Below are 18608 nucleotides of genomic sequence, written 5' to 3'. Positions count from 1 at the left end.
GTTCTTCCTTACTGAACATTACTTGTCAAATTAGATAAGAGACGTTCGAATGAGTATTCATAAGTTTGGATATCGCCAGCTCCCATGAAAACATAGACAGCATTGTCATGATCAAGGAGTGGAGAAACATTTTCAACAGTGATAACTTGATGTTTCTTGTTGATTTTATTGGCAAGGTCTTCTACCTTGACATCACCATGGTCCACCTCACGAGCTGAACCGTAGATTTGTGCGAGGTAAACTGCATCAGCCTGATTCAAGGCTTGGGCAAAATCATCCAACAAGGCAATGGTCCGAGTAAAGGTATGTGGTTGGAAAATAGCCACGATTTCCTTGCTTGGGTATTTTTGACGTGCAGCATCTAGCGTCGCAATGATCTCAGTTGGATGGTGAGCAAAGTCATCGATGATAACCGTATCATTAACAACCTTTTCTGTAAAGCGACGTTTCACTCCTCCAAAAGTCTTCAAGTGTTCACGCACTAAATTCAAATCAAAGCCAGCAGTATAAAGCAAACCAATCACTGCTGTGGCATTCATGATGTTGTGGCGACCGAAAGTTGGAATATGGAATTGGCCCAACTCTTGACCACGGAAGTGAACGGTAAAGGTTGAACCTGTTGTAGAACGAAGCAAGTCACTTGCTACGAAGTCATTACCTTCTGCTTCAAAACCATAGTAGTAAATCGGAGCATTAGCCGTAATCTTACGCAACTCAGCATCTTCACCGTAAACGAACAAGCCTTTGGTAATTTGTTTGGCATAATCATTGAAGGCGTTGAAGACATCTTCCAAGCTTGTGAAATAGTCAGGGTGGTCAAAATCGATGTTAGTAATGATAGAGTATTCTGGGTGATATGGCATGAAATGGCGCTCATACTCGTCTGATTCAAAGACAAAATACTTGGCATTTTCAGAACCACGACCTGTACCATCTCCGATCAAGTAGCTAGTGTCAGTAATATGTGACAAGACGTGAGAAAGCATCCCAGTCGTTGACGTCTTACCGTGTGCACCAGCAACTCCCATGCTAATAAAGTCACGCATAAAGCTACCAAGAAACTCATGATAACGTTTATAGCTGATACCATTTTGGTCCGCATAAGCAATTTCAACATTGTTATCCGGACGGAAGGCATTACCCGCGATAATTTCTAAATCTCCTTGAAGATTTTTTTCATCAAACGGTAAAATTGTAATCCCTGCTTGCTCTAGTCCACGTTGTGTAAAGTAGTACTTTTCAACGTCAGAACCTTGAACTTTATGCCCCATTTGATGCAACATCAAAGCCAAGGCACTCATACCTGATCCTTTGATTCCGATAAAATGATAGGTTTTTGCCATTTTCTTCCCCTCTATTCGCTCATTCTAGTCAAGTTGAGCTCTTGGGCCACTTGACGTTCTTGTTCTTTTTGTTTACTTTTTTTGTTATAAATTTGGCTTTTCTTTAAAAAGTCATAATTGTTTTTCTTGGAATGACTTGTTTCACCATCTGAAATTGGATGTTCCACTTGAGAAACGGTTTCTGCTAAAACATAGTGAGATTGACCTAACTTCTGACTATATTTCGCAAATTCTCCTGGATTTTCCTTTTGAAAAGGTGCTGTCGGTTGATTTGCTGGACGCACATGGCTTGTCTTCGGTTGACGTCTCGTATGACTTACATCCTGAGTCAAATATCGAGCCGAGCGCTTCTTTTTCAAATCCGCGCGCGCTTCTTCACGCGCTAATTCAGCATAGGATTTTTCTTTTTTCTCAACCGGTTTTACAAGAGGTTTGACTTCCTCTTGCTTTTTGTCTTCAGTGATTGGAGACCATTCCAAGTAGTTTTTGTCTTGGTAATCACCTTTTATATTACTGATGAAATCAGACTCATCGTAGAGATTCATAACTGGCATTTCTGTCAACATGACTTCATCATCTGCCACTATTGGAAATCGTTTTTGTGTCATATTTATTTCCTTTCAATACTCCATTATAGCGTAATGTCTTGATTTTTCAAGTATAGGCTCATGAAATCCCTAAAATTTCTCGTATTTCAGCTAGACTCAGACTGCCACGAGACTCTGTTCCATCCAAGATTTCAGAAACAAGATTTTTCTTTTTCTCTTGTAATTCTTGAATCTTTTCTTCAATTGTACCTCGAGTCACAAGACGATAAACTTCAACAGCTTGCTCTTGCCCCATACGATGTGCGCGACCGATAGCCTGCGATTCAACTGCAGGATTCCACCATAAGTCTACTAAAATGACTGTATCGGCACCAGTGAGATTGAGACCGACCCCGCCAGCCTTTAGAGAAATTAAAAATACATCGCGCTCTCCTTGGTTAAAGGCCTTGGTCATTTCCTGACGTTCTTGTGAAGGTGTTGAACCTGTAATTTTAAAGGAATTCAAGCCTAAGTCAGGCAGCTCTTGCTCAATCTGATCCAGCATACCTCTAAATTGTGAGAAAATAAGTACACGATGCCCACCTTCAGCAATCTGAACCAGCAAATCTCGTAAACTATCCAGTTTCCCGCTCTCTCCTTGGTAGTCCTCCATAAAGAGCGCAGGCGTATCACAAATCTGACGCAGACGCATGAGTCCAGTCAAAATTTCGACGCGATTTCGTTGAAATTCCGAATCGCTTACCTGTTCCAAACGTTCCTGCATCTGTTGCAGTTGAGCAAGATAAATAGCTTTTTGTTGATCCTCCAGTTCATTCTTATAGACAACTTCAATCAAGTCAGGCAACTCTGTCAAAACCTCTTCTTTCTTACGTCTCATGACAAAGGGTTTGATAAATTGAGCCACTCTCTCAGTTGATAGTTTCATAAACTCCTTCTTAGCAGGTAAGAGACCTGGTAAGACAATCTGAAAAATCGACCATAGTTCTCCCAGATGGTTTTCAATCGGTGTTCCTGATAGTGCAAAGACAGATGGAACCACAAATCGTCGCAAACTTTGAGCAATCTTCGTTTGTGCATTTTTCATGACTTGAGCTTCATCTAGAAAAAGAAAATCAAAAGATAGGTCTCGATAAATTTCACTATCTTGACGGAAAGTAGCATAGCTTGTCACATAAATCTGATGATTTTCTGCCAAAATTGACTCTCGATGAGATTTTAAGCCATGCACGACCACGACATCCAAATCTGGAGCAAACTTTTGAAATTCATCAGCCCAGTTATAGATTAAGCCAGACGGAGCAAGAATTAGGACACTAGTATCTGCTTGAACCTGACTACTTAAAAAGGCGATAGTTTGCAAGGTCTTCCCAAGTCCCATATCATCTGCTAAAATCCCACCAAAGCCATAATGGTAAAGCATTTGAAGCCACTGAATTCCCTTTTTCTGATAGTCTCTAAGTTCTGCTTGGATATTCAGCTCTTTCATCGGAAAATCTTCTGGATGCGTCAAATCATGGGCCAGATTGCGAAATTCTTCGGTGAAAGAAATTTGATCCTGATTCTTAAATAGATGAGATAGGGTATAAGCTAGGGATTTACGAGCTCGAAAAGCTCCATCTTGTAGGTCCTCTATCCCTAATTCTTCTAAATCCTGACGGATACGCTTGGTCTGATCATCGAAATAGTAAACCTGATTCGAAGAGCTGATATAATAATCCTGCTTCTCAACTAGAGCTTTCATCGCTCGATCGATTTCTTCTTGATCTATATTTTGAAAATCAAATTGAATTTCTAATAGGCTTCCCTTGGATGAGATGTGAACTTGAGGCTTCTGAACCTGATAAAGGTCTTGCAAGCTCTCAGAAATCCTTAATTCTCCAAGCGCTTCAAAGGATGGCAAAACTTCCTGAAAGAAGGCATGAACTGCATCAGCTTTCAAACTTTGACGCCATGAACGAAAATCTGCTTCAAATCCAGCAGATAGAGCCAACTGAAAGATTTGCTTCTCCAGTTGAATATCACTAGCAAAAGGAAGACTCTCTAGTTCATTGCGATTCGTTACTAAGCAAGTTTCATACTGAAACTGCATATCCAAACGGATAGAACCGTCCTCTTCTCCTTCCATGTAGAACGAAGGACGGAAAGTCTGAATTTGAAGCGTATCAGGAGCTTTTACCTCTCCTATGTCTTTAAACTGCGACAAGGTCGAAGCTAAAAGATCTCGATCACTAGTATCAAATTGTAAAATCTTTCTACCACTTTTATCAATAGGGACTTTTTTTAATTTTTCTATAAGTCTAGCTTGTTCTTTAGACAGAAGATAAAATGTACCTTTAGTAAACAAGACTTGTCCCTTATAAAACGAATTAAGTCCTACCTGTTGAAAAATTTCCATCTCATAATAGTTGGATTTTTCTTCAATTTGAAAGGTAAATAAGCCTGCTTGACCATCAAAATCTTGAAATACAAGATGAGAGTAGCTTGAAATCTGATGGTCAAATTGGAATTCATCTAATCCCATCAGCAGACTAACACCCTGCTCAAAAAAAGACAGCGGGAAATAGAGATGACGACCTTGATTTTGGAAAAAGAGGGCATTTTCAACCTCATCTTCTACAATTCCCTGAAGGAAATTCAGAACAAATTGGCTACTTTCATCAAACTGACGAATATTCAAGGAAGTTTCATATAACTTTCCAATCATATAGGGTTTACTAGTTTCTAACACCTTCAGAAAAAGGGGGATATCTCGGATTACATAAAATTTCTGCGTCTGGATAAGACTGACTCTCAAAGTCCAAATAATGCGATTAGTCCCTGCTTCAATCTGCCCCTGAGCAGACAACTGATAGATTTCAGAAAGGCTAGGAATTTGAATGGATTCTAAAAACTTTCCTCCAAAAGTAACCTGAGTTTCAACTTCTTCTTTCTGTTCGTGCACATTTTCCAGATTTCCCAAGAGTTCCTGACCAATCGGATCATTTTTCAGGTAATGCTCTAGTGCTGCCAAATGCACACAAAACCCTCTTTTTTGGAAAAAATCACAAGTACAAAAAACCAAATCATCATCCAGGCTATAGCGAATTTCTTCATCTGCTACACGCGCATAGAGGCGATGGTCTTTCTCTTTGATAATTTCAATCTGACTAGTTTCGTAGAGTTGAGCTCCCTCCATTCGAAGCTTCCCTGGAATCAATTTAGCCATATTTTCCCCTTTACTTTATCTCTTAATTATACCACATTTCTTCTTACGAAAATAGCCTTCTAGGAGTACTTTTCTCCTAAAAGGCTAGCTTCTTAAAATTTAGCGAAAGTAGCAATGATTCGCTGGCAAACTTCTTCCAAGACAGATGTCGGCATGGCTACATTTAAGCGAGCGTGAAGGGCTCCTTCTTCACCAAAGTCCAAGCCTCTGTTCAGGATAACCTTGGCTTCGTCTCTTAAAAGGCTTCTTAATTCTTCATCACTAATATCGTAGGCTGAAAAATCAAGCCAAATGAGATAGGTCCCTTGAGGTTTCATAACCTTAATTTTAGTTTCTTTCCCAAACAAATCAACTACATAATTGATGTGTTTCTCAATCAGTTCTTTGAGTTCTGTTAACCAATCTTCACCAGAGCGATAGGCTGCTTCTGTTGCCAAATATCCCAACCCTGAGATTTCATGTTGATTATTAGCCAGCTGGCGCTTTTGGAAAGCAAGTCTCAACTTAGGATTCTCGATGATAGCATAGGAATTCTTTGTTCCAGCAATGTTGAAGGTCTTGGTAGCACTGCTTAAAATCAGTGAAAATTCTTTAAAATCTTCATCTACCGTGTTGAATGACTGGTGCTTGTTTCCAAACAAGGCTAAGTCTTGGTGGATCTCATCAGACACCAACAAGACCCCATGTTTTTGACAAAGTTGTCCAATCTTCTCCAAAACCTCTTTTTCCCAAACACGTCCACCAGGATTATGAGGATTGCAAAGAACGTAAAGTTTTACATCCTCTTCAACAAAGTCTTTCTCCAATTGATCAAAATCAATCTCAAAAAGTCCGTCTTTTTCTACTAGAGAGTTGGTGATTAGTCTACGATTATTGAGCTTAATGCTGCGAGCAAAAGGAGGATAAACCGGCGCGTTAATGAGGACTGCTTGGCCTTCCTTGGTGAAGGCTTGAATAGCTGTTGAAATGGCAGGTACTACTCCTTCGATAAAGACTAGAGCATCCTTATCAAAGCGATAACCGTGCTGTTTTTCCTCCCAATTTTGAACAGCTTCAATCAACCCATCACTAGCATAGGTATAGCCATAGACTAATTGCTCAGCATAGTCATGGACAGTCTGACGAATCTCAGGTAACACTTCAAAGTCCATATCAGCAATCCAGGCTGGCAATACTTCTCGGTCAGTCTCTGCTTCTCTCCATTTATAGGTATGATGTCCAAAACGATTGGGCAAGGTCGTAAAATCATATTTTCCCATAGTCTTATCCTTCCAATGCCTGTCTTAAATCTTCAATCAAGTCCCTTGCATCCTCAATACCAATAGACAAGCGCAAGAGATCGTCTGTTAGACCATAAGAATGACGAACCTCTGCAGGAATGTCTGCATGGGTTTGAGTAGTTGGGTAGGTAATCAGACTTTCTACACCACCCAGGCTTTCAGCAAAAGAGAACACTTTCAAGGTATTTAAGATATGAGGGATACGCTTCTCATCTGCTACTTTAAAGGAAATCATTCCCCCGCGTCCTGTATACAAGACTTCTTTGACTGCAGGTGATTGTTCCAAAAAGGCTACGATTTCTTGAGCATTAGCTGTTGAGCGCTCCATACGAAGTGACAAGGTTTTAAGACCACGAATCAATTGATAACTATCAAATGGTGACAAAACAGCCCCTGTCGTGTTGAGATTGTAAAAGAGTTTTTCGTATAAATCAGCACTATCTGTCACAACTACACCAGCTAGAACATCATTATGTCCTGCAAGGTATTTTGTCGCTGAATGAAGGACGATATCTGCCCCGTCTTCAATTGGACGTTGATAGATTGGACTGTAGAAGGTATTGTCCACGACAACTTTAGCACCTTTAGCATGAGCTAATGTTGACAATTTTTCAATATCAAATTCCAACATCAAAGGGTTGGTTGGTGTTTCGATATAAAGTACATCCACATCCTTTTCTAGCTCGGCAATCAGCTCTTCTTCTGTGTTTGCATAAGTAAAGTGGAAACGTCCTTCTTGTTCCACTTGATTGAACCAGCGGAAAGAACCACCGTAAAGATCACGGACAGCCAAAACCTTGCTTCCTACTGGGAAGACACTAAAGGCCAACACAATCGCAGACATACCTGAACTAGTTGCTAGAGCATAGTGGGCTGATTCAATAGCTGCTAAGACTTCCTCTGCCTTGCTACGAGTTGGGTTTTTAGTGCGGGTATAGTCAAATCCAGTTGATTGACCAAATTCTGGGTGCTGATAAGTCGTTGAAAAGTGAATTGGTGTAACCAAAGCACCTGTTGCCTCATCAGACTTGATCCCTGCTTGTGCTAAAATTGTGTTGATGTGAAATGATTTACTCATACAATACCTCCAAATCTATAGTAACTATTGTACCACTTATTTGGGATCCTTCGTTTTCTTGTTTTCAAGAGCTAGTTATAGTTTCAAACTATACAAAAACGATAGCTTCCTGAGAAACTATCGTTTTTCCTGTTGCACTGACTGATTATTTAACGTGTTTTGCTAATTCTTCTTGGGCTTTTTTGTTAGATTCTTCTTTTTCTTTTAGCCATTTTTCTTTAGCTTTTTCATACTCATCAGCCGTTACAGTCTTATCTTGCAACTTGAGATATTTGTATGATTCGACACCCTTATTTCCTGCTTGTGAGAATGGCGATGAGAATGGAACTGTCTTTCTCAAGGTCGGTGTTCCACCAAGAGAAACGTTTGGAATTGCAAGGGCGCTATCAACGAGCCAAGCTTGAACTTCAGCATATTTTTCATAACGTTTTGCTGGTTCTTGCTCCTTGTTCGCTTCTTCTAGCATTTGAGTGTAAGTATCGAGTCCAACTGCCTTAGCCTTGTCATTTACCTCACCTGGTTCTAGACCAATGTTTTGCAACATACCCCCATTATTAACATTTAGGATATCAAGATAACTTGATGGATCCAAGTAGTCAGCACTCCAACCACCATTATAAATATCAAAATCCTTTTGAGCTGCGGTTTGAGCTAGGTAGCTAGAATTATCGTAGTCATCTGTTGATAATTGTTGGATATCGATAACCACATTCTCAGCCCCTAAGACAGATTCGATGGATTGTTTCAAAGAACTTGCTTCAAGTACACCTTTTTTAGCTGATTGGTCAACTGATACATCCAAGTGGATTGGGAACTGCACACCCTTAGCTTCCAATTCTTTCTTAGCTTCTGCAAACTTAGCCTTAGCCTTGTCAGGATTGTAGTATGGGTCTTGTGCATCTGCAAAGTTGATTCCTTGCCATTCTTGGCCATAGTTGACCATCTTTTCTGAAACAACATCGCCAAAGTCTTTTCCGTTGATACTTACAAATGTTGGAGGTACAACTAGGTTACGAATAATCTTCGTTGCTCCGTCTTCCCCTTGAGATTGAGCTCCATAGGCTGTACGGTTATAAGCATAGTTGAAGGCTTGACGGAAGTTTTTATTCAGAACTGCTTCTTGAGTTGATTTCTTTTCGATATCTGAGGATTTAGATGTGAAGTTATAAGATTTTCTGTCCAAGTTGAAGTTCAAGTAATAAGAAGTTGCGGTTTGCATACTATAAATGATGTTATCTTTGTTCTTCTCTTTAATTCCTTCAAAGCTTGAGCTATTTGGATAGAGACGTGCGTAGCTGTAGACTCCTTCTACAAAGTTACGAGCTAGTGCATCTTGGTCACTACCATCATAATAGGCCAATTTCACATCATCCACAAAGACATTTTTTTCATCCCAGTAGTTGGGATTTTTCTTGAATTCGATGACAGATTTTGAAACAAAGGATTTCATCAAGAAAGGTCCATTGTACAAAATACTAGAAGGATCCACCTTACCAAAATCATCCCCTTTTGATTTCAGGAAGTCTGCATTGACAGGGAAGAGAATGGTTGATGTTGTTTTAGAATTCCAATAAGATTCTGGTCGTGTCAAAGTGTACTGAACTGTTTGGTCGTCAATCGCCTTAACACCGACAGTTGAAAAGTCAGTTGTTTTCCCGTTGATATAGTCATCCAAACCTGCTACAGAATCTTGAACCAGATACAAAGCCTCGGATTTTTTATCTGCAGCATATTTCAAACCAGTTACAAAATCTTGGGCAGTTACTGGAGCATATTCTTCACCTTCAGAGGTATACCACTTAGCATCTTTACGAAGTTTATAAGTGTATGTCAAACCGTCCTGAGAAACACTCCAATCCTCTGCTAAGGATGGAACGTAGTTACCGTATTGGTCATTTTCCATCAACCCATCTACCAAATTGGTAACGATGTCATTAGTTGTTGCACGGTTTTCTGCAAGATAGTTCAAACTAGACGGATCGCTAGAATAGACATAGTTGTATGTTTTAGTTGAACTAGCTGAGTTGCTACAAGCCGCCAATAGTAGACCGGCACTTAGGGCAAGGCCTGCCAGCGTCAGATATTTTGCCTTAGCCTTTTTCATTTCCAGAACCTCCAAATTTAAATATTTGTATCATTATACAGCTATTGTTTTTTTTAGTCAAGCGATTATAGACATAAATTAATCTTTTTTTCTACAATTTTTATTTTTTTCTCTCTTTTTTAAATAAAAAATGAACAATTTAAACTTTTTTAGAGTTGAAAGTTCAAATTGTTCATTTTATTTATAAACTATTATGATATTTTCAAGCGTTCTCGCAACTGGTCCGCTTTTGCCTGTCCAATAACCTTATCCAAGAGACGAGTATAGAGACACATGACTCCGTAGAGACCACCACCGATTGTTCCGATTAGGGCGACATAGATGAAGCTCCAGAAACGTCCAGTTGGATGGAAAACAAATCCAAGAATCCATTGTAAGAAGCCTACCAGGATAAACATGACAAGAGTTAAAATAGTCACTAGGATGGTTCGTTTAAGGATAATTTTTCGATGAACTCCTGTAATCTGACAGATCTCGCGATACATTAAAACAATTGGAACGATAAGACCGATGGTCGTTGAAATGAGAGGACCATAGCTATGGAAAATCGCTATTGATGGTATTTGTAAGACGAGCTTGGCAATGGAACCATAGAAAAAGTAAAGGATTGCCTTGCGATTTCGGAACATTGCTTGAAGCATAGGTGACAAGACCATGTACAAACCTAAAATTGTTGACTGTAAGACTGCAAAGACAAACAAGCCCATAGCCAAACTATCTGGCTTACCGTAAAAGACTGTATAGAGAGGTTCTCCTACCATGACTACTCCAACCGTTGCAGGTAAGAGGAATAGAAAAAGCATGGTGATACTATCTTGAACGAGACGAGAAGCTGCTGGTAAATCTCCCTTTACATAGTTCTCTGTCAAGAGAGGTAGCCCAACGCTACCAATCGAAACTCCTACCGAAATCAAAATCATGGTGATTTTATTAGGATTGGCAGAGAAGTAAGAAAATATGACAACCAAGTCTTCATTACTGTAGTTGGTAAACCACTTCATGCTATTGATAAAGGTCATTTGGTCCAAGATTTGGAAGAGCTGAATAGCTGACCCTGTTATGATAAAAGGAATAGCTTCCTTAATCGTATCAATTAACAGGTGTTTGCTATCAATCTTATCTCGCGTTTCAAAAACTTTTTGAAGCATCCCTTCTTTAGAAAGGAAATAAAGTAAGACAGCAAAGCTAGCTACCATTCCCACAAAGGCCGCAAAGGTAGACTGGGTGACTGCTGCTAGATAGTCTCCCGAACCAAGTTTCATGATGATAAAGGTTGCTAAGAGCATCCAAATAACACGGATAACCTGCTCGGCGATTTGGCTCATGGCATAAGGCTTGAGATTATTCATTCCTTGGAAAAATCCACGGATAACACTCATAGACGGGAAAATCAAGACCGCCCAAGCCAGACTCTGCATAATTGGAATCAAGTCCTTACCGACACCAGATAGATCAGCCAACCAAGGCGCAAAGAGATATAAAACCAAAGCAAAGACAAGACCGAGTCCAGTCATAAAGCCCAGGAAACTCCGAATCAGGGCAAAACTATGCTCTTCTTCTTGCATGGTGTTATACTTGGCAACTTGCTTTGCGACTGCCACCGGGATACCCGCTGTCGAAATCAACAAGAACCAAGCGTAGATATTATAGCCCATGGTGAAAAGTCCATTTGCCTTAGCGGCATAAGTCCCCATCCAAATATACCAAGGGATGATGTAAATGGCCCCGAGCAGGCGACTGATAAAGTTACTAGCCGTTAGCCAGGCAGTCCCTCGTAACATCTGGGCCTGCTGATGATTATTTTCGTTAGACATAACTTCCTCATTCAATTTTAATAACGGAAATGTTCCTTATCTTCCATTATAAACTTTTCCTTGTTACTTGTAAAATTCAGACTTTCGGTTTACAATAGAAAGTATGATAAAGATTGAAACCGTATTAGATATTTTAAAGAAAGATGGTCTCTTCCGTGAGATCATCGACCAAGGACATTACCACTACAACTACAGCGATGTTGTTTTTGACAGCATCAGTTACGATAGCCGAACAACCAAAGAAAATACTCTATTTTTTGCAAAAGGAGCTGCCTTTAAAAAAGAATATCTGTTTTCAGCTATCGCACAAGGGCTTGGTTGGTACGTAGCTGAGCAGGACTATGAAGTTGGTATTCCTGTTATTGTTGTTAACAATATCAAAAAGGCTATGAGTTTGATTGCCATGGAATTTTATGGCAACCCTCAGGAAAAACTTAAAATCCTTGCCTTCACTGGCACTAAAGGAAAAACAACAGCGGCTTACTTTGCTTACAACATCTTAAATCAAGAACATCGTCCAGCTATGTTGTCAACCATGAACACTACTTTGGACGGTAAGACTTTCTTTAAATCTGCTCTAACAACTCCTGAGAGTATTGATCTCTTTGAGATGATGGCGCAGGCAGTTGATAATGGAAGAACCCATCTTATCATGGAAGTATCTAGTCAAGCCTACTTGGTTAAGCGAGTCTACGGTCTCACTTTCGATGTAGGAGTTTTCCTCAATATCAGTCCTGACCATATTGGTCCTATTGAGCATCCAACCTTTGAAGACTACTTCTATCACAAGCGTCTCTTGATGAAAAATAGTCGCGCAGTTGTCATCAATAGCGATATGGACCACTTCTCTGTCTTAAAAGAACAAGTAGAAAATCAAAAACATGACTTCTATGGTAGCCAGTCAAGTAACCGAATCGAGAACTCTAAAGCCTTTAGCTTCTCAGCTACTGGCAAATTAGCTGGAGATTATGATATCCAGCTAATTGGACACTTCAATCAAGAGAATGCTGTCGCTGCTGGACTTGCTTGTCTTCGTCTAGGTGCTAGTCTTGAAGACATCAAAAAAGGGATTGCGACTACTCGCGTTCCTGGACGCATGGAGGTTCTCACTCAGAAAAATGGTGCTAAAGTTTTCATTGACTACGCCCACAATGGTGACAGTCTTAAAAAACTAATCTCTGTCGTGGAAACTCATCAAACTGGAAAGATTGCTTTAGTACTTGGTTCAACTGGAAACAAGGGAGAAAGCCGTCGTAAGGACTTTGGACTTCTCCTCGATCAACATCCTGAAATTCAAGTCTTTCTAACAGCTGATGATCCAAACTATGAAGATCCGATGGCCATTGCAGATGAAATCAGTAGCTATATCCATCATCCTGTTGAAAAGATTGTCGACCGTGAGCAAGCCATCAAGGCCGCCATGTCTGTTACAAGTCAAGAACTGGACGCTGTGATTATCGCTGGTAAAGGAGCCGACTGCTACCAAATCATCCAAGGGCAGAAAGAAGACTATCCTGGAGATGCTGCTGTTGCAGAACGTTATCTATAGTATATTTAAAGAAGGCTAGGAAAATCCCTAGCCTTTATTTTTTATAAAGATGAATCTTTCTTTATCAAATTCGACAGCTAACTCATATTTCCCATCTTCATTTTGAAGGATGTAACCTAATAAGACTAAACTATCAACAAAGATATCTCGACGCTTCTGCATGAGCTGGTCTTTTTTGAGAAATTTAAGCAAAAAGGTTGTCATATACTTGAGAGCATACTCAGGGTTGACATCACCCAAAACAGCATAAAGAGCCTGCTGTTTTTCTGTCAAAGGATACTGGTGCTTAACCTTATAAAAATAATTAGACAAGGTCATCTTTTCCCTAGCAAAATCCGTATACTCTTCTAGGATAGCTGCATTGGTTTGGTTACGTAATTCAGTCTGAAATCTTTTCTCCAGGATTTCTAGATAGATGGGACTATCATCTCTCACAAAGACTTCTTGGTCTAGTTCAAGAGATTCTGTAGATTCTAGAAATGGGAGATTGAGATAATAGCGTTTATTTTCTCTCAAAATCAAACCCGCTTTAATATATTCCTCCAAATGCTTGTCAACTGGAACCTCTGGAAACTGAGCCTTGATTTCACGGAGGATAACATCATCATGCTGATCAAGATAGTTTCCCAAATCTCTAAAGAATGGTTGACGCGTCAAGCGAGATGGATTAAAAATCTGAATCATGAAGATTCCTTTCTTTACAAACTAAAAGTGGTGATGCTGCTAATTGACTAGGGTTAGTGCCAGGCTGATTCAGAGGTACAGGAAGCCCTAGTTCTCTATAATATTCACTCCAGAAATCACTAATTTCCTGTGTATCATTCCCAAATTTCATGGGAATGGTCTCAAAAATAGGAAGTAGTTCAGCAATGAACTGGGAACAGTAATAACCATCTCCATCCGGGTAAAAGGAATCATTGTAGGGTGAACCCAAAAGGCTCTCTGCCTGCTTTTTAACCTCTGGGCAATGAATCTCCGCATAGCGATAAAGGTCATAGACTTTCTCATCTTCAAAGAAATCTTCAGGGGACTGGGCAATGACACCTCCTTCCGTAGTTGCATGATAGACCTGTCCGTCCAAAAAGATGGCCACATGGCTATAGTTACCAGTAGATTCCTGGATGGCCTGCCCCATATCTGAAAGGTCCTTCACAAAAATCAAATCACCAGATTCTAACATGGTCTCCTCCTAGCAAAAAAGGAGTCGAAACTCCTTTTTAATAATGGTTTTCCCCATCAATCATTAAGCATTAAAGCTTTCTGTCAATTGTGGTACTACTTGTTTCTTACGTGAAACAGCACCTGGAAGGAAAGCGTGGTTGTTTTCAAGTTTGAAGTTGAAAGCTGCTTCTACCTTATCCATATTAGCACCAAGAGCCAAAATTTCTGAGTTTGAGTTGACGATGTCTGTAATCATCAAAACGAAGTCAGAGTAACCGTTAGCTGTATTTGCAGCTTGGATAGCTGCTTCGATTTCAGCTTGGCGTTCCAAGACTTCAGCGATATCAACTGTGTTAACTTGAGCAACACGGACGTTATTTCCGTTGAGTTCAAAAGTCTTGGCATCAATGTCGATCAATTCTTCTGCTGATTTGCTTGCCAAGTTGGTACCTGCTTTGAGCATTGCAAGACCGTATTCTTCCAAGTTAACTCCAGCCAATTCAGCCAATTCAGGCGCAATCACCTTATCAGATGGGTGAGTTGTTGGAGATTTCAAAAGAAGGGTATCTGAAATCAAACCTGAAAGCATCAAACCTGCAATTTCTTTTGGAACAGCTACACCGTGTTCTTTGAACATACGGTATACGATAGAAGATGCTGACCCAACTGGCTCCAAGCGCATGTAAAGTGGACTTGCAGTTTCAAAGTTAGCTACACGGTGGTGATCCACCACACCGTATACTTCTACTTCAGCGATATCTGAAACTGATTGTTGGAATTCATTGTGGTCAGTCAAGATAACTTGTTCTGCACCTTCTGCCTTAGCTGAAGTGATAACGCGTGGTGCTTCAACACCAAAATAGTTCAATACGAAAGCTGTTTCTTCATTTGGAGTTCCAAGAGCCACCGCTTCTGTATCCAAACCATAAGCTTCTTTTGCAAGATAAGCAAAGGCTACAGATGAACCGATAGCATCTGAATCTGGATTTTGGTGACCAAATACTAGAATCTTAGACATGATAATACCTCGTTTCTTTATTCTCTTTATTGTAGCATTTTTTTTAATTTTTGACAAAAGTAAGAGGAGTCAAAGAACTCCCCACTACTCTTCTAAATGACTGAGTAAATTTTTTTCTTGGTTTTCAGATAAAAATCTTTCCTTTTGCACTCTCTTCTTACGTTTGAGAAGGGCTTCAGCAGACATGGCTTCTTCCTTACTATCGAAACCTTGAACATAGATGAGTTTTACTGGCAACCGAGCTCGTGTGTACTTGGCACCTTTCCCACTATTGTGGACAGCCACACGTTTCTTGACATCCGTTGTATAACCAGTATAGTAGGAACCATCCCGACACTCAACTACATACATATAAGCTTTATGATCCATAATAGATTTCTTGAATTTCTGGAGTATAGGAACCATCATCATTATGAACAATGAGTGGTGGCAGAACCTTAAAACCACTAGTGGAGCCGTCCTTAATAGCCTCGATCAAAAGCATATTGGCTTCCTTCTCCCGTTTAGGGTAGACAAATTGCAGACGCTTTGGAGCTAAATTGTGTTGTTGAAGCGTGTCTAAAATATCTAACAATCGATCAGGACGATGGACCATGGCTAAACGCCCATTGGATTTGAGAATACTTTGGGCACTACGGCAGATTTCCTTGAGATTGGTCGTAATTTCGTGCCGAGCCAACAAGTAATGCTCACTCTCGTTCAGATTAGAATTTGGGTCCACCTTAAAATAGGGAGGATTGCACAAAATCAAATCAACCTTGCTCCCCTGAATATAAGTAGGCATATTCTTCAAATCATCACAAATGACTTGCATCTGTTCTTCTAAGCCATTTAATCGGACTGACCGTTCTGCCATATCTGCTAGGCGTTCCTGGATTTCAACAGACAGAATTTTCGCCTTAGTCCTGCTACTGGCAAAAAGTCCAACAGCTCCATTCCCAGCACAAAAATCCACTATCAAGCCATTTTTAGGAAAACGAGGAAAGCGTGACAAAAGTACACTATCCACCGAATAGCTGAAAACCTCTCTATTTTGAATAATCTTGATATCTGTAGAAAAGAGCTGATTGATTCTCTCTCCTGATTTTAATAATTCTTCTACCATACTTCTATTATAACAAACTATATTAACATTTCAAGAGAGAAAAAATCAATTAAGACTTTTTCTTATTTAGATTAGAAATAGCTTCCTTGGTCCAGATAGGCATCATACGAGCCAAAGGAGCAAAGCCGTATTTGACACGGTCACTTGAAAAACGTCTCCGTCTCGGTAACTGATGTTTCTCTTCTTCCAAAGTCCGAATAGAAAGGCTTGCTTTCCCTGTATATTCGTCCAAATCGACAACTTGGACTTGAACTTCTTCACCGATTTTCAGTACATCATAGATATTCTCAATAAATCCTGTACGAATTTCAGAAATATGAATCAAACCTGTGATACCAGTCTCTAGCTCTACAAAGGCTCCATAAGACTGAATCCCTGTAATTCGCCCTGTTAGCTTATCACCTATTTTCATCTTAGTCCTCGATTTCAATCGTTTCGATGACGACATCTTCAACTGGCTTGTCCATTGCACCTGTTTCTACACCTGCAATTGCATCCAGAACTTCATAAGAAGTTTCATCTGCAAGCTGTCCAAAAACTGTGTGACGACGATCAAGGTGAGGAGTTCCACCTTGTTCCGCATAAATTTCCGCAATTGGTTCTGGCCAACCACCACGAGCAATTTCTTTCTTAGAGTATGGCAAGTGTTGATTTTGCACGATAAAGAACTGGCTACCGTTTGTATTTGGTCCAGCATTAGCCATAGAAAGGGCTCCGCGGATATTGTAAAGTTCTTCTGAAAACTCGTCCTCAAATGACTCACCATAGATTGATTCGCCACCCATACCAGTACCAGTTGGGTCTCCACCTTGAATCATAAAGTCTTTGATAATACGGTGGAAAATGATCCCGTCATAGTAACCAGCTTTTGACAGAGCGATAAAGTTGGCTACTGTTTTTGGTGCATGTTCAGGGAAAAGCTTAATACGCATATCTCCATGATTTGTTTTAATAGTCGCAATCGGACCTTCTACTGCTTCAATGTCTACTTGTGGAAACTGTAATTCTTTTTCTACCATACCAAATCCTTCTAAGGCATCAAAAATGCCATCTTCTTCTAATGTTTTTGTAATATAATCTGCTTTTTCTTTGATTTTATCATGAGAAATCCCCATAGCAACACTAATACCTGCATAATCAAAGAGCTCTAAATCGTTAAGACCGTCTCCAAAGACCATGACGTTCTCAGGTTTAAGACCTAAATGTTCTACAACTTTTGCTACACCAGCTGCTTTTGAACCTGAAATTGGTACTACATCTGACGAATGTTCATGCCAGCGTACCATACGCAAAGTCGATGCTAAACTTTCAGGCAAAGTCAGGTCATCTCCCTGATCCTCAAAAGTCCACATCTGATAGATGTCTTCTTTTTCATAAAAATCAGGATCAACATCCAAGTCAGGATAAATTGGATCGATGGCCTCACTAATCAACTCAGTTCTAGTAGAGAGTTTAGCAGTATGACTACCAACTAAACCATAGTCAATCCCAACTTCCTTGCTCCAAGCAATATAGCTTTCAACCTTATCTTTAGAAATTTTGTTATTATCAATCACATTGCCTTTTTTATCCTCAATATAGGCACCATTCAGAGTAACAAAAAAGTCAGGTTTAAGTTCGCGAATCTCTGGCACGACACCGAAAATCCCACGACCAGTCGCAATCCCAGTCAAAATACCTTTTTCACGCAATTGTTTAAAAACAGTTGAAATTGAGGTGGGGATAAAACCAGTCTTTGAGTTTCTCAACGTATCATCAATATCAAAAAAAATAACCTTTATCTTTTTTGCCTTATATCTTAATTTCGCATCCATCACCTTTCCTCCTTCAATTCACTCTTTCCATTATACCATAAACTAGTCAAATACCCTATTGTCAAAAAAGCTAACTATAATCCCAATTCCTAGGAGAAGTACGAAACAATTTCTACGAAAAAAATATTGAAATCAGAAAAAGAGATACGTTGGACTTATAAAAGATACGACAGGGTCTTTCTCCCTCTCTCGTTGTCAAGTTCGTGAAAAAGAAGTCCACCCAGATCCCAACTCGCTCTCCCTTTTCCATGCTCGTGAAAAAAAGACCCGTCGGGGTCTTGAGCCCACTGAAAAAGTAACTCTCTTACTTTTAATAAAATGAAAACCGAGGAACCACTCATCAATTTGAGCGAATTCCTCGGTTATTTTGTGTTTATTAGGGTCATAATTCGTTTCATATTGACCACAAAGATGCTTGTGGCTGCCTGTAACTCCATGTTGAAAAGACCCGATGCCCTTGCAACATCAAAGCCATGTCTCTGTTTTAGTTCGGCATTCTTCGCTTCGATTTTATAGCGATGTCTGGCCATTTCTTTAAAATAAGGTGTTTCCTGAAATTTCTTCTGGAAAAGATGGTCGTTACTCTTAA

At 39.8% G+C, this 18608-nt stretch carries 16 protein-coding genes; 1 reads left to right on the top strand and 15 read right to left on the bottom strand.

Features of this window, described 5'->3' with window-relative positions; all coding sequences use genetic code 11:
* Positions 1-8: 8 nt before the first annotated feature.
* The 7 genes from murC to QM374_RS07380 all read right to left on the bottom strand — a co-directional run bounded on the left by murC (position 9) and on the right by QM374_RS07380 (position 11372).
* Positions 9-1343 (bottom strand): UDP-N-acetylmuramate--L-alanine ligase, encoded by a 1335-nt coding sequence (murC, locus tag QM374_RS07410; protein WP_414311334.1) that lies wholly within the window; start codon positions 1341-1343, stop codon positions 9-11.
* Positions 1344-1354: 11 nt separating this feature from the next.
* Complete coding sequence (locus QM374_RS07405; protein ID WP_414311333.1) at positions 1355-1951, bottom strand: cystathionine gamma-synthase; 597 nt, start codon at positions 1949-1951, stop codon at positions 1355-1357.
* A 58-nt stretch (positions 1952-2009) separates the two neighbouring features.
* Positions 2010-5096 carry a DEAD/DEAH box helicase gene (locus tag QM374_RS07400; protein WP_414311332.1) on the bottom strand — a complete coding sequence of 1029 codons (3087 nt, stop codon included), beginning with the start codon at positions 5094-5096 and terminating at the stop codon, positions 2010-2012.
* A 92-nt stretch (positions 5097-5188) separates the two neighbouring features.
* Positions 5189-6355 carry a MalY/PatB family protein gene (locus tag QM374_RS07395; RefSeq protein WP_414311331.1) on the bottom strand — a complete coding sequence of 389 codons (1167 nt, stop codon included), beginning with the start codon at positions 6353-6355 and terminating at the stop codon, positions 5189-5191.
* A 4-nt stretch (positions 6356-6359) separates the two neighbouring features.
* On the bottom strand, positions 6360-7454 hold the full coding sequence (locus QM374_RS07390) for a cystathionine gamma-synthase (RefSeq protein WP_049503375.1): 1095 nt from the start codon (positions 7452-7454) through the stop codon (positions 6360-6362).
* A 145-nt stretch (positions 7455-7599) separates the two neighbouring features.
* Positions 7600-9558 carry a peptide ABC transporter substrate-binding protein gene (locus QM374_RS07385; RefSeq protein WP_414311330.1) on the bottom strand — a complete coding sequence of 653 codons (1959 nt, stop codon included), beginning with the start codon at positions 9556-9558 and terminating at the stop codon, positions 7600-7602.
* Positions 9559-9749: 191 nt separating this feature from the next.
* A complete protein-coding gene (locus QM374_RS07380) occupies positions 9750-11372 on the bottom strand; it encodes a putative polysaccharide biosynthesis protein (RefSeq protein WP_414311329.1) in 1623 nt (540 codons plus the stop codon).
* Positions 11373-11475: 103 nt separating this feature from the next.
* On the opposite strand from QM374_RS07380, the gene QM374_RS07375 reads away from it, so the two are divergent.
* The gene (locus tag QM374_RS07375) at positions 11476-12921 is read left to right on the top strand and encodes a UDP-N-acetylmuramoyl-L-alanyl-D-glutamate--L-lysine ligase (protein WP_414311328.1); all 1446 of its coding nucleotides are present in this window, start codon (positions 11476-11478) and stop codon (positions 12919-12921) included.
* A 27-nt stretch (positions 12922-12948) separates the two neighbouring features.
* Here the strand turns inward: QM374_RS07375 and QM374_RS07370 are convergent, their stop codons facing one another.
* The 8 genes from QM374_RS07370 to QM374_RS07335 form a co-directional block, all read right to left on the bottom strand.
* Positions 12949-13605 (bottom strand): DUF1803 domain-containing protein, encoded by a 657-nt coding sequence (locus QM374_RS07370; protein ID WP_414311327.1) that lies wholly within the window; start codon positions 13603-13605, stop codon positions 12949-12951.
* Positions 13589-14101, bottom strand: a complete 513-nt coding sequence (locus QM374_RS07365; RefSeq protein ID WP_414311326.1) for a YiiX/YebB-like N1pC/P60 family cysteine hydrolase — start codon at positions 14099-14101, stop codon at positions 13589-13591. Before QM374_RS07365 ends, QM374_RS07370 begins: the two co-directional genes overlap by 17 nt.
* A 63-nt stretch (positions 14102-14164) precedes the next feature.
* Positions 14165-15100, bottom strand: a complete 936-nt coding sequence (locus QM374_RS07360) for a manganese-dependent inorganic pyrophosphatase (protein ID WP_000036039.1) — start codon at positions 15098-15100, stop codon at positions 14165-14167.
* Positions 15101-15184: 84 nt separating this feature from the next.
* Positions 15185-15469, bottom strand: a complete 285-nt coding sequence (locus QM374_RS07355) for a GIY-YIG nuclease family protein (protein WP_414289725.1) — start codon at positions 15467-15469, stop codon at positions 15185-15187.
* A complete protein-coding gene (locus tag QM374_RS07350; protein WP_049528547.1) occupies positions 15459-16205 on the bottom strand; it encodes a tRNA1(Val) (adenine(37)-N6)-methyltransferase in 747 nt (248 codons plus the stop codon). Before QM374_RS07350 ends, QM374_RS07355 begins: the two co-directional genes overlap by 11 nt.
* Before the next feature lie 49 nt (positions 16206-16254).
* Positions 16255-16617 (bottom strand): S1 RNA-binding domain-containing protein, encoded by a 363-nt coding sequence (locus QM374_RS07345; RefSeq protein ID WP_000689622.1) that lies wholly within the window; start codon positions 16615-16617, stop codon positions 16255-16257.
* 1 nt (position 16618) lies between these two features.
* Positions 16619-18019 carry a bifunctional Cof-type HAD-IIB family hydrolase/peptidylprolyl isomerase gene (locus QM374_RS07340; RefSeq protein ID WP_414311325.1) on the bottom strand — a complete coding sequence of 467 codons (1401 nt, stop codon included), beginning with the start codon at positions 18017-18019 and terminating at the stop codon, positions 16619-16621.
* A 362-nt stretch (positions 18020-18381) separates the two neighbouring features.
* The coding region (locus QM374_RS07335) for a transposase (protein ID WP_414311324.1) at positions 18382-18608 on the bottom strand (227 nt) is incomplete at its 5' end.

The sequence above is a fragment of the Streptococcus infantis genome (assembly GCF_047465525.1).
Classification (GTDB): Bacteria; Bacillota; Bacilli; order Lactobacillales; family Streptococcaceae; genus Streptococcus; species Streptococcus infantis_R.
The sequence above is the reverse complement of the archived record's forward strand: the minus strand, read 5'-3'. Positions and strand labels throughout refer to the sequence as shown.

Excerpts from the sequence above, each read along its gene's own strand:
- murC (WP_414311334.1), bottom strand. The coding sequence starts at position 1,343 with ATGGCAAAAACCTATCATTTTATCGGAATCAAAGGATCAGGTATGAGT.
- QM374_RS07405 (WP_414311333.1), bottom strand. The coding sequence starts at position 1,951 with ATGACACAAAAACGATTTCCAATAGTGGCAGATGATGAAGTCATGTTG.
- QM374_RS07400 (WP_414311332.1), bottom strand. The coding sequence starts at position 5,096 with ATGGCTAAATTGATTCCAGGGAAGCTTCGAATGGAGGGAGCTCAACTC.
- QM374_RS07395 (WP_414311331.1), bottom strand. The coding sequence starts at position 6,355 with ATGGGAAAATATGATTTTACGACCTTGCCCAATCGTTTTGGACATCAT.
- QM374_RS07390 (WP_049503375.1), bottom strand. The coding sequence starts at position 7,454 with ATGAGTAAATCATTTCACATCAACACAATTTTAGCACAAGCAGGGATC.
- QM374_RS07385 (WP_414311330.1), bottom strand. The coding sequence starts at position 9,558 with ATGAAAAAGGCTAAGGCAAAATATCTGACGCTGGCAGGCCTTGCCCTA.
- QM374_RS07380 (WP_414311329.1), bottom strand. The coding sequence starts at position 11,372 with ATGTCTAACGAAAATAATCATCAGCAGGCCCAGATGTTACGAGGGACT.
- QM374_RS07375 (WP_414311328.1), top strand. The coding sequence starts at position 11,476 with ATGATAAAGATTGAAACCGTATTAGATATTTTAAAGAAAGATGGTCTC.
- QM374_RS07370 (WP_414311327.1), bottom strand. The coding sequence starts at position 13,605 with ATGATTCAGATTTTTAATCCATCTCGCTTGACGCGTCAACCATTCTTT.
- QM374_RS07365 (WP_414311326.1), bottom strand. The coding sequence starts at position 14,101 with ATGTTAGAATCTGGTGATTTGATTTTTGTGAAGGACCTTTCAGATATG.
- QM374_RS07360 (WP_000036039.1), bottom strand. The coding sequence starts at position 15,100 with ATGTCTAAGATTCTAGTATTTGGTCACCAAAATCCAGATTCAGATGCT.
- QM374_RS07355 (WP_414289725.1), bottom strand. The coding sequence starts at position 15,469 with ATGGATCATAAAGCTTATATGTATGTAGTTGAGTGTCGGGATGGTTCC.
- QM374_RS07350 (WP_049528547.1), bottom strand. The coding sequence starts at position 16,205 with ATGGTAGAAGAATTATTAAAATCAGGAGAGAGAATCAATCAGCTCTTT.
- QM374_RS07345 (WP_000689622.1), bottom strand. The coding sequence starts at position 16,617 with ATGAAAATAGGTGATAAGCTAACAGGGCGAATTACAGGGATTCAGTCT.
- QM374_RS07340 (WP_414311325.1), bottom strand. The coding sequence starts at position 18,019 with ATGGATGCGAAATTAAGATATAAGGCAAAAAAGATAAAGGTTATTTTT.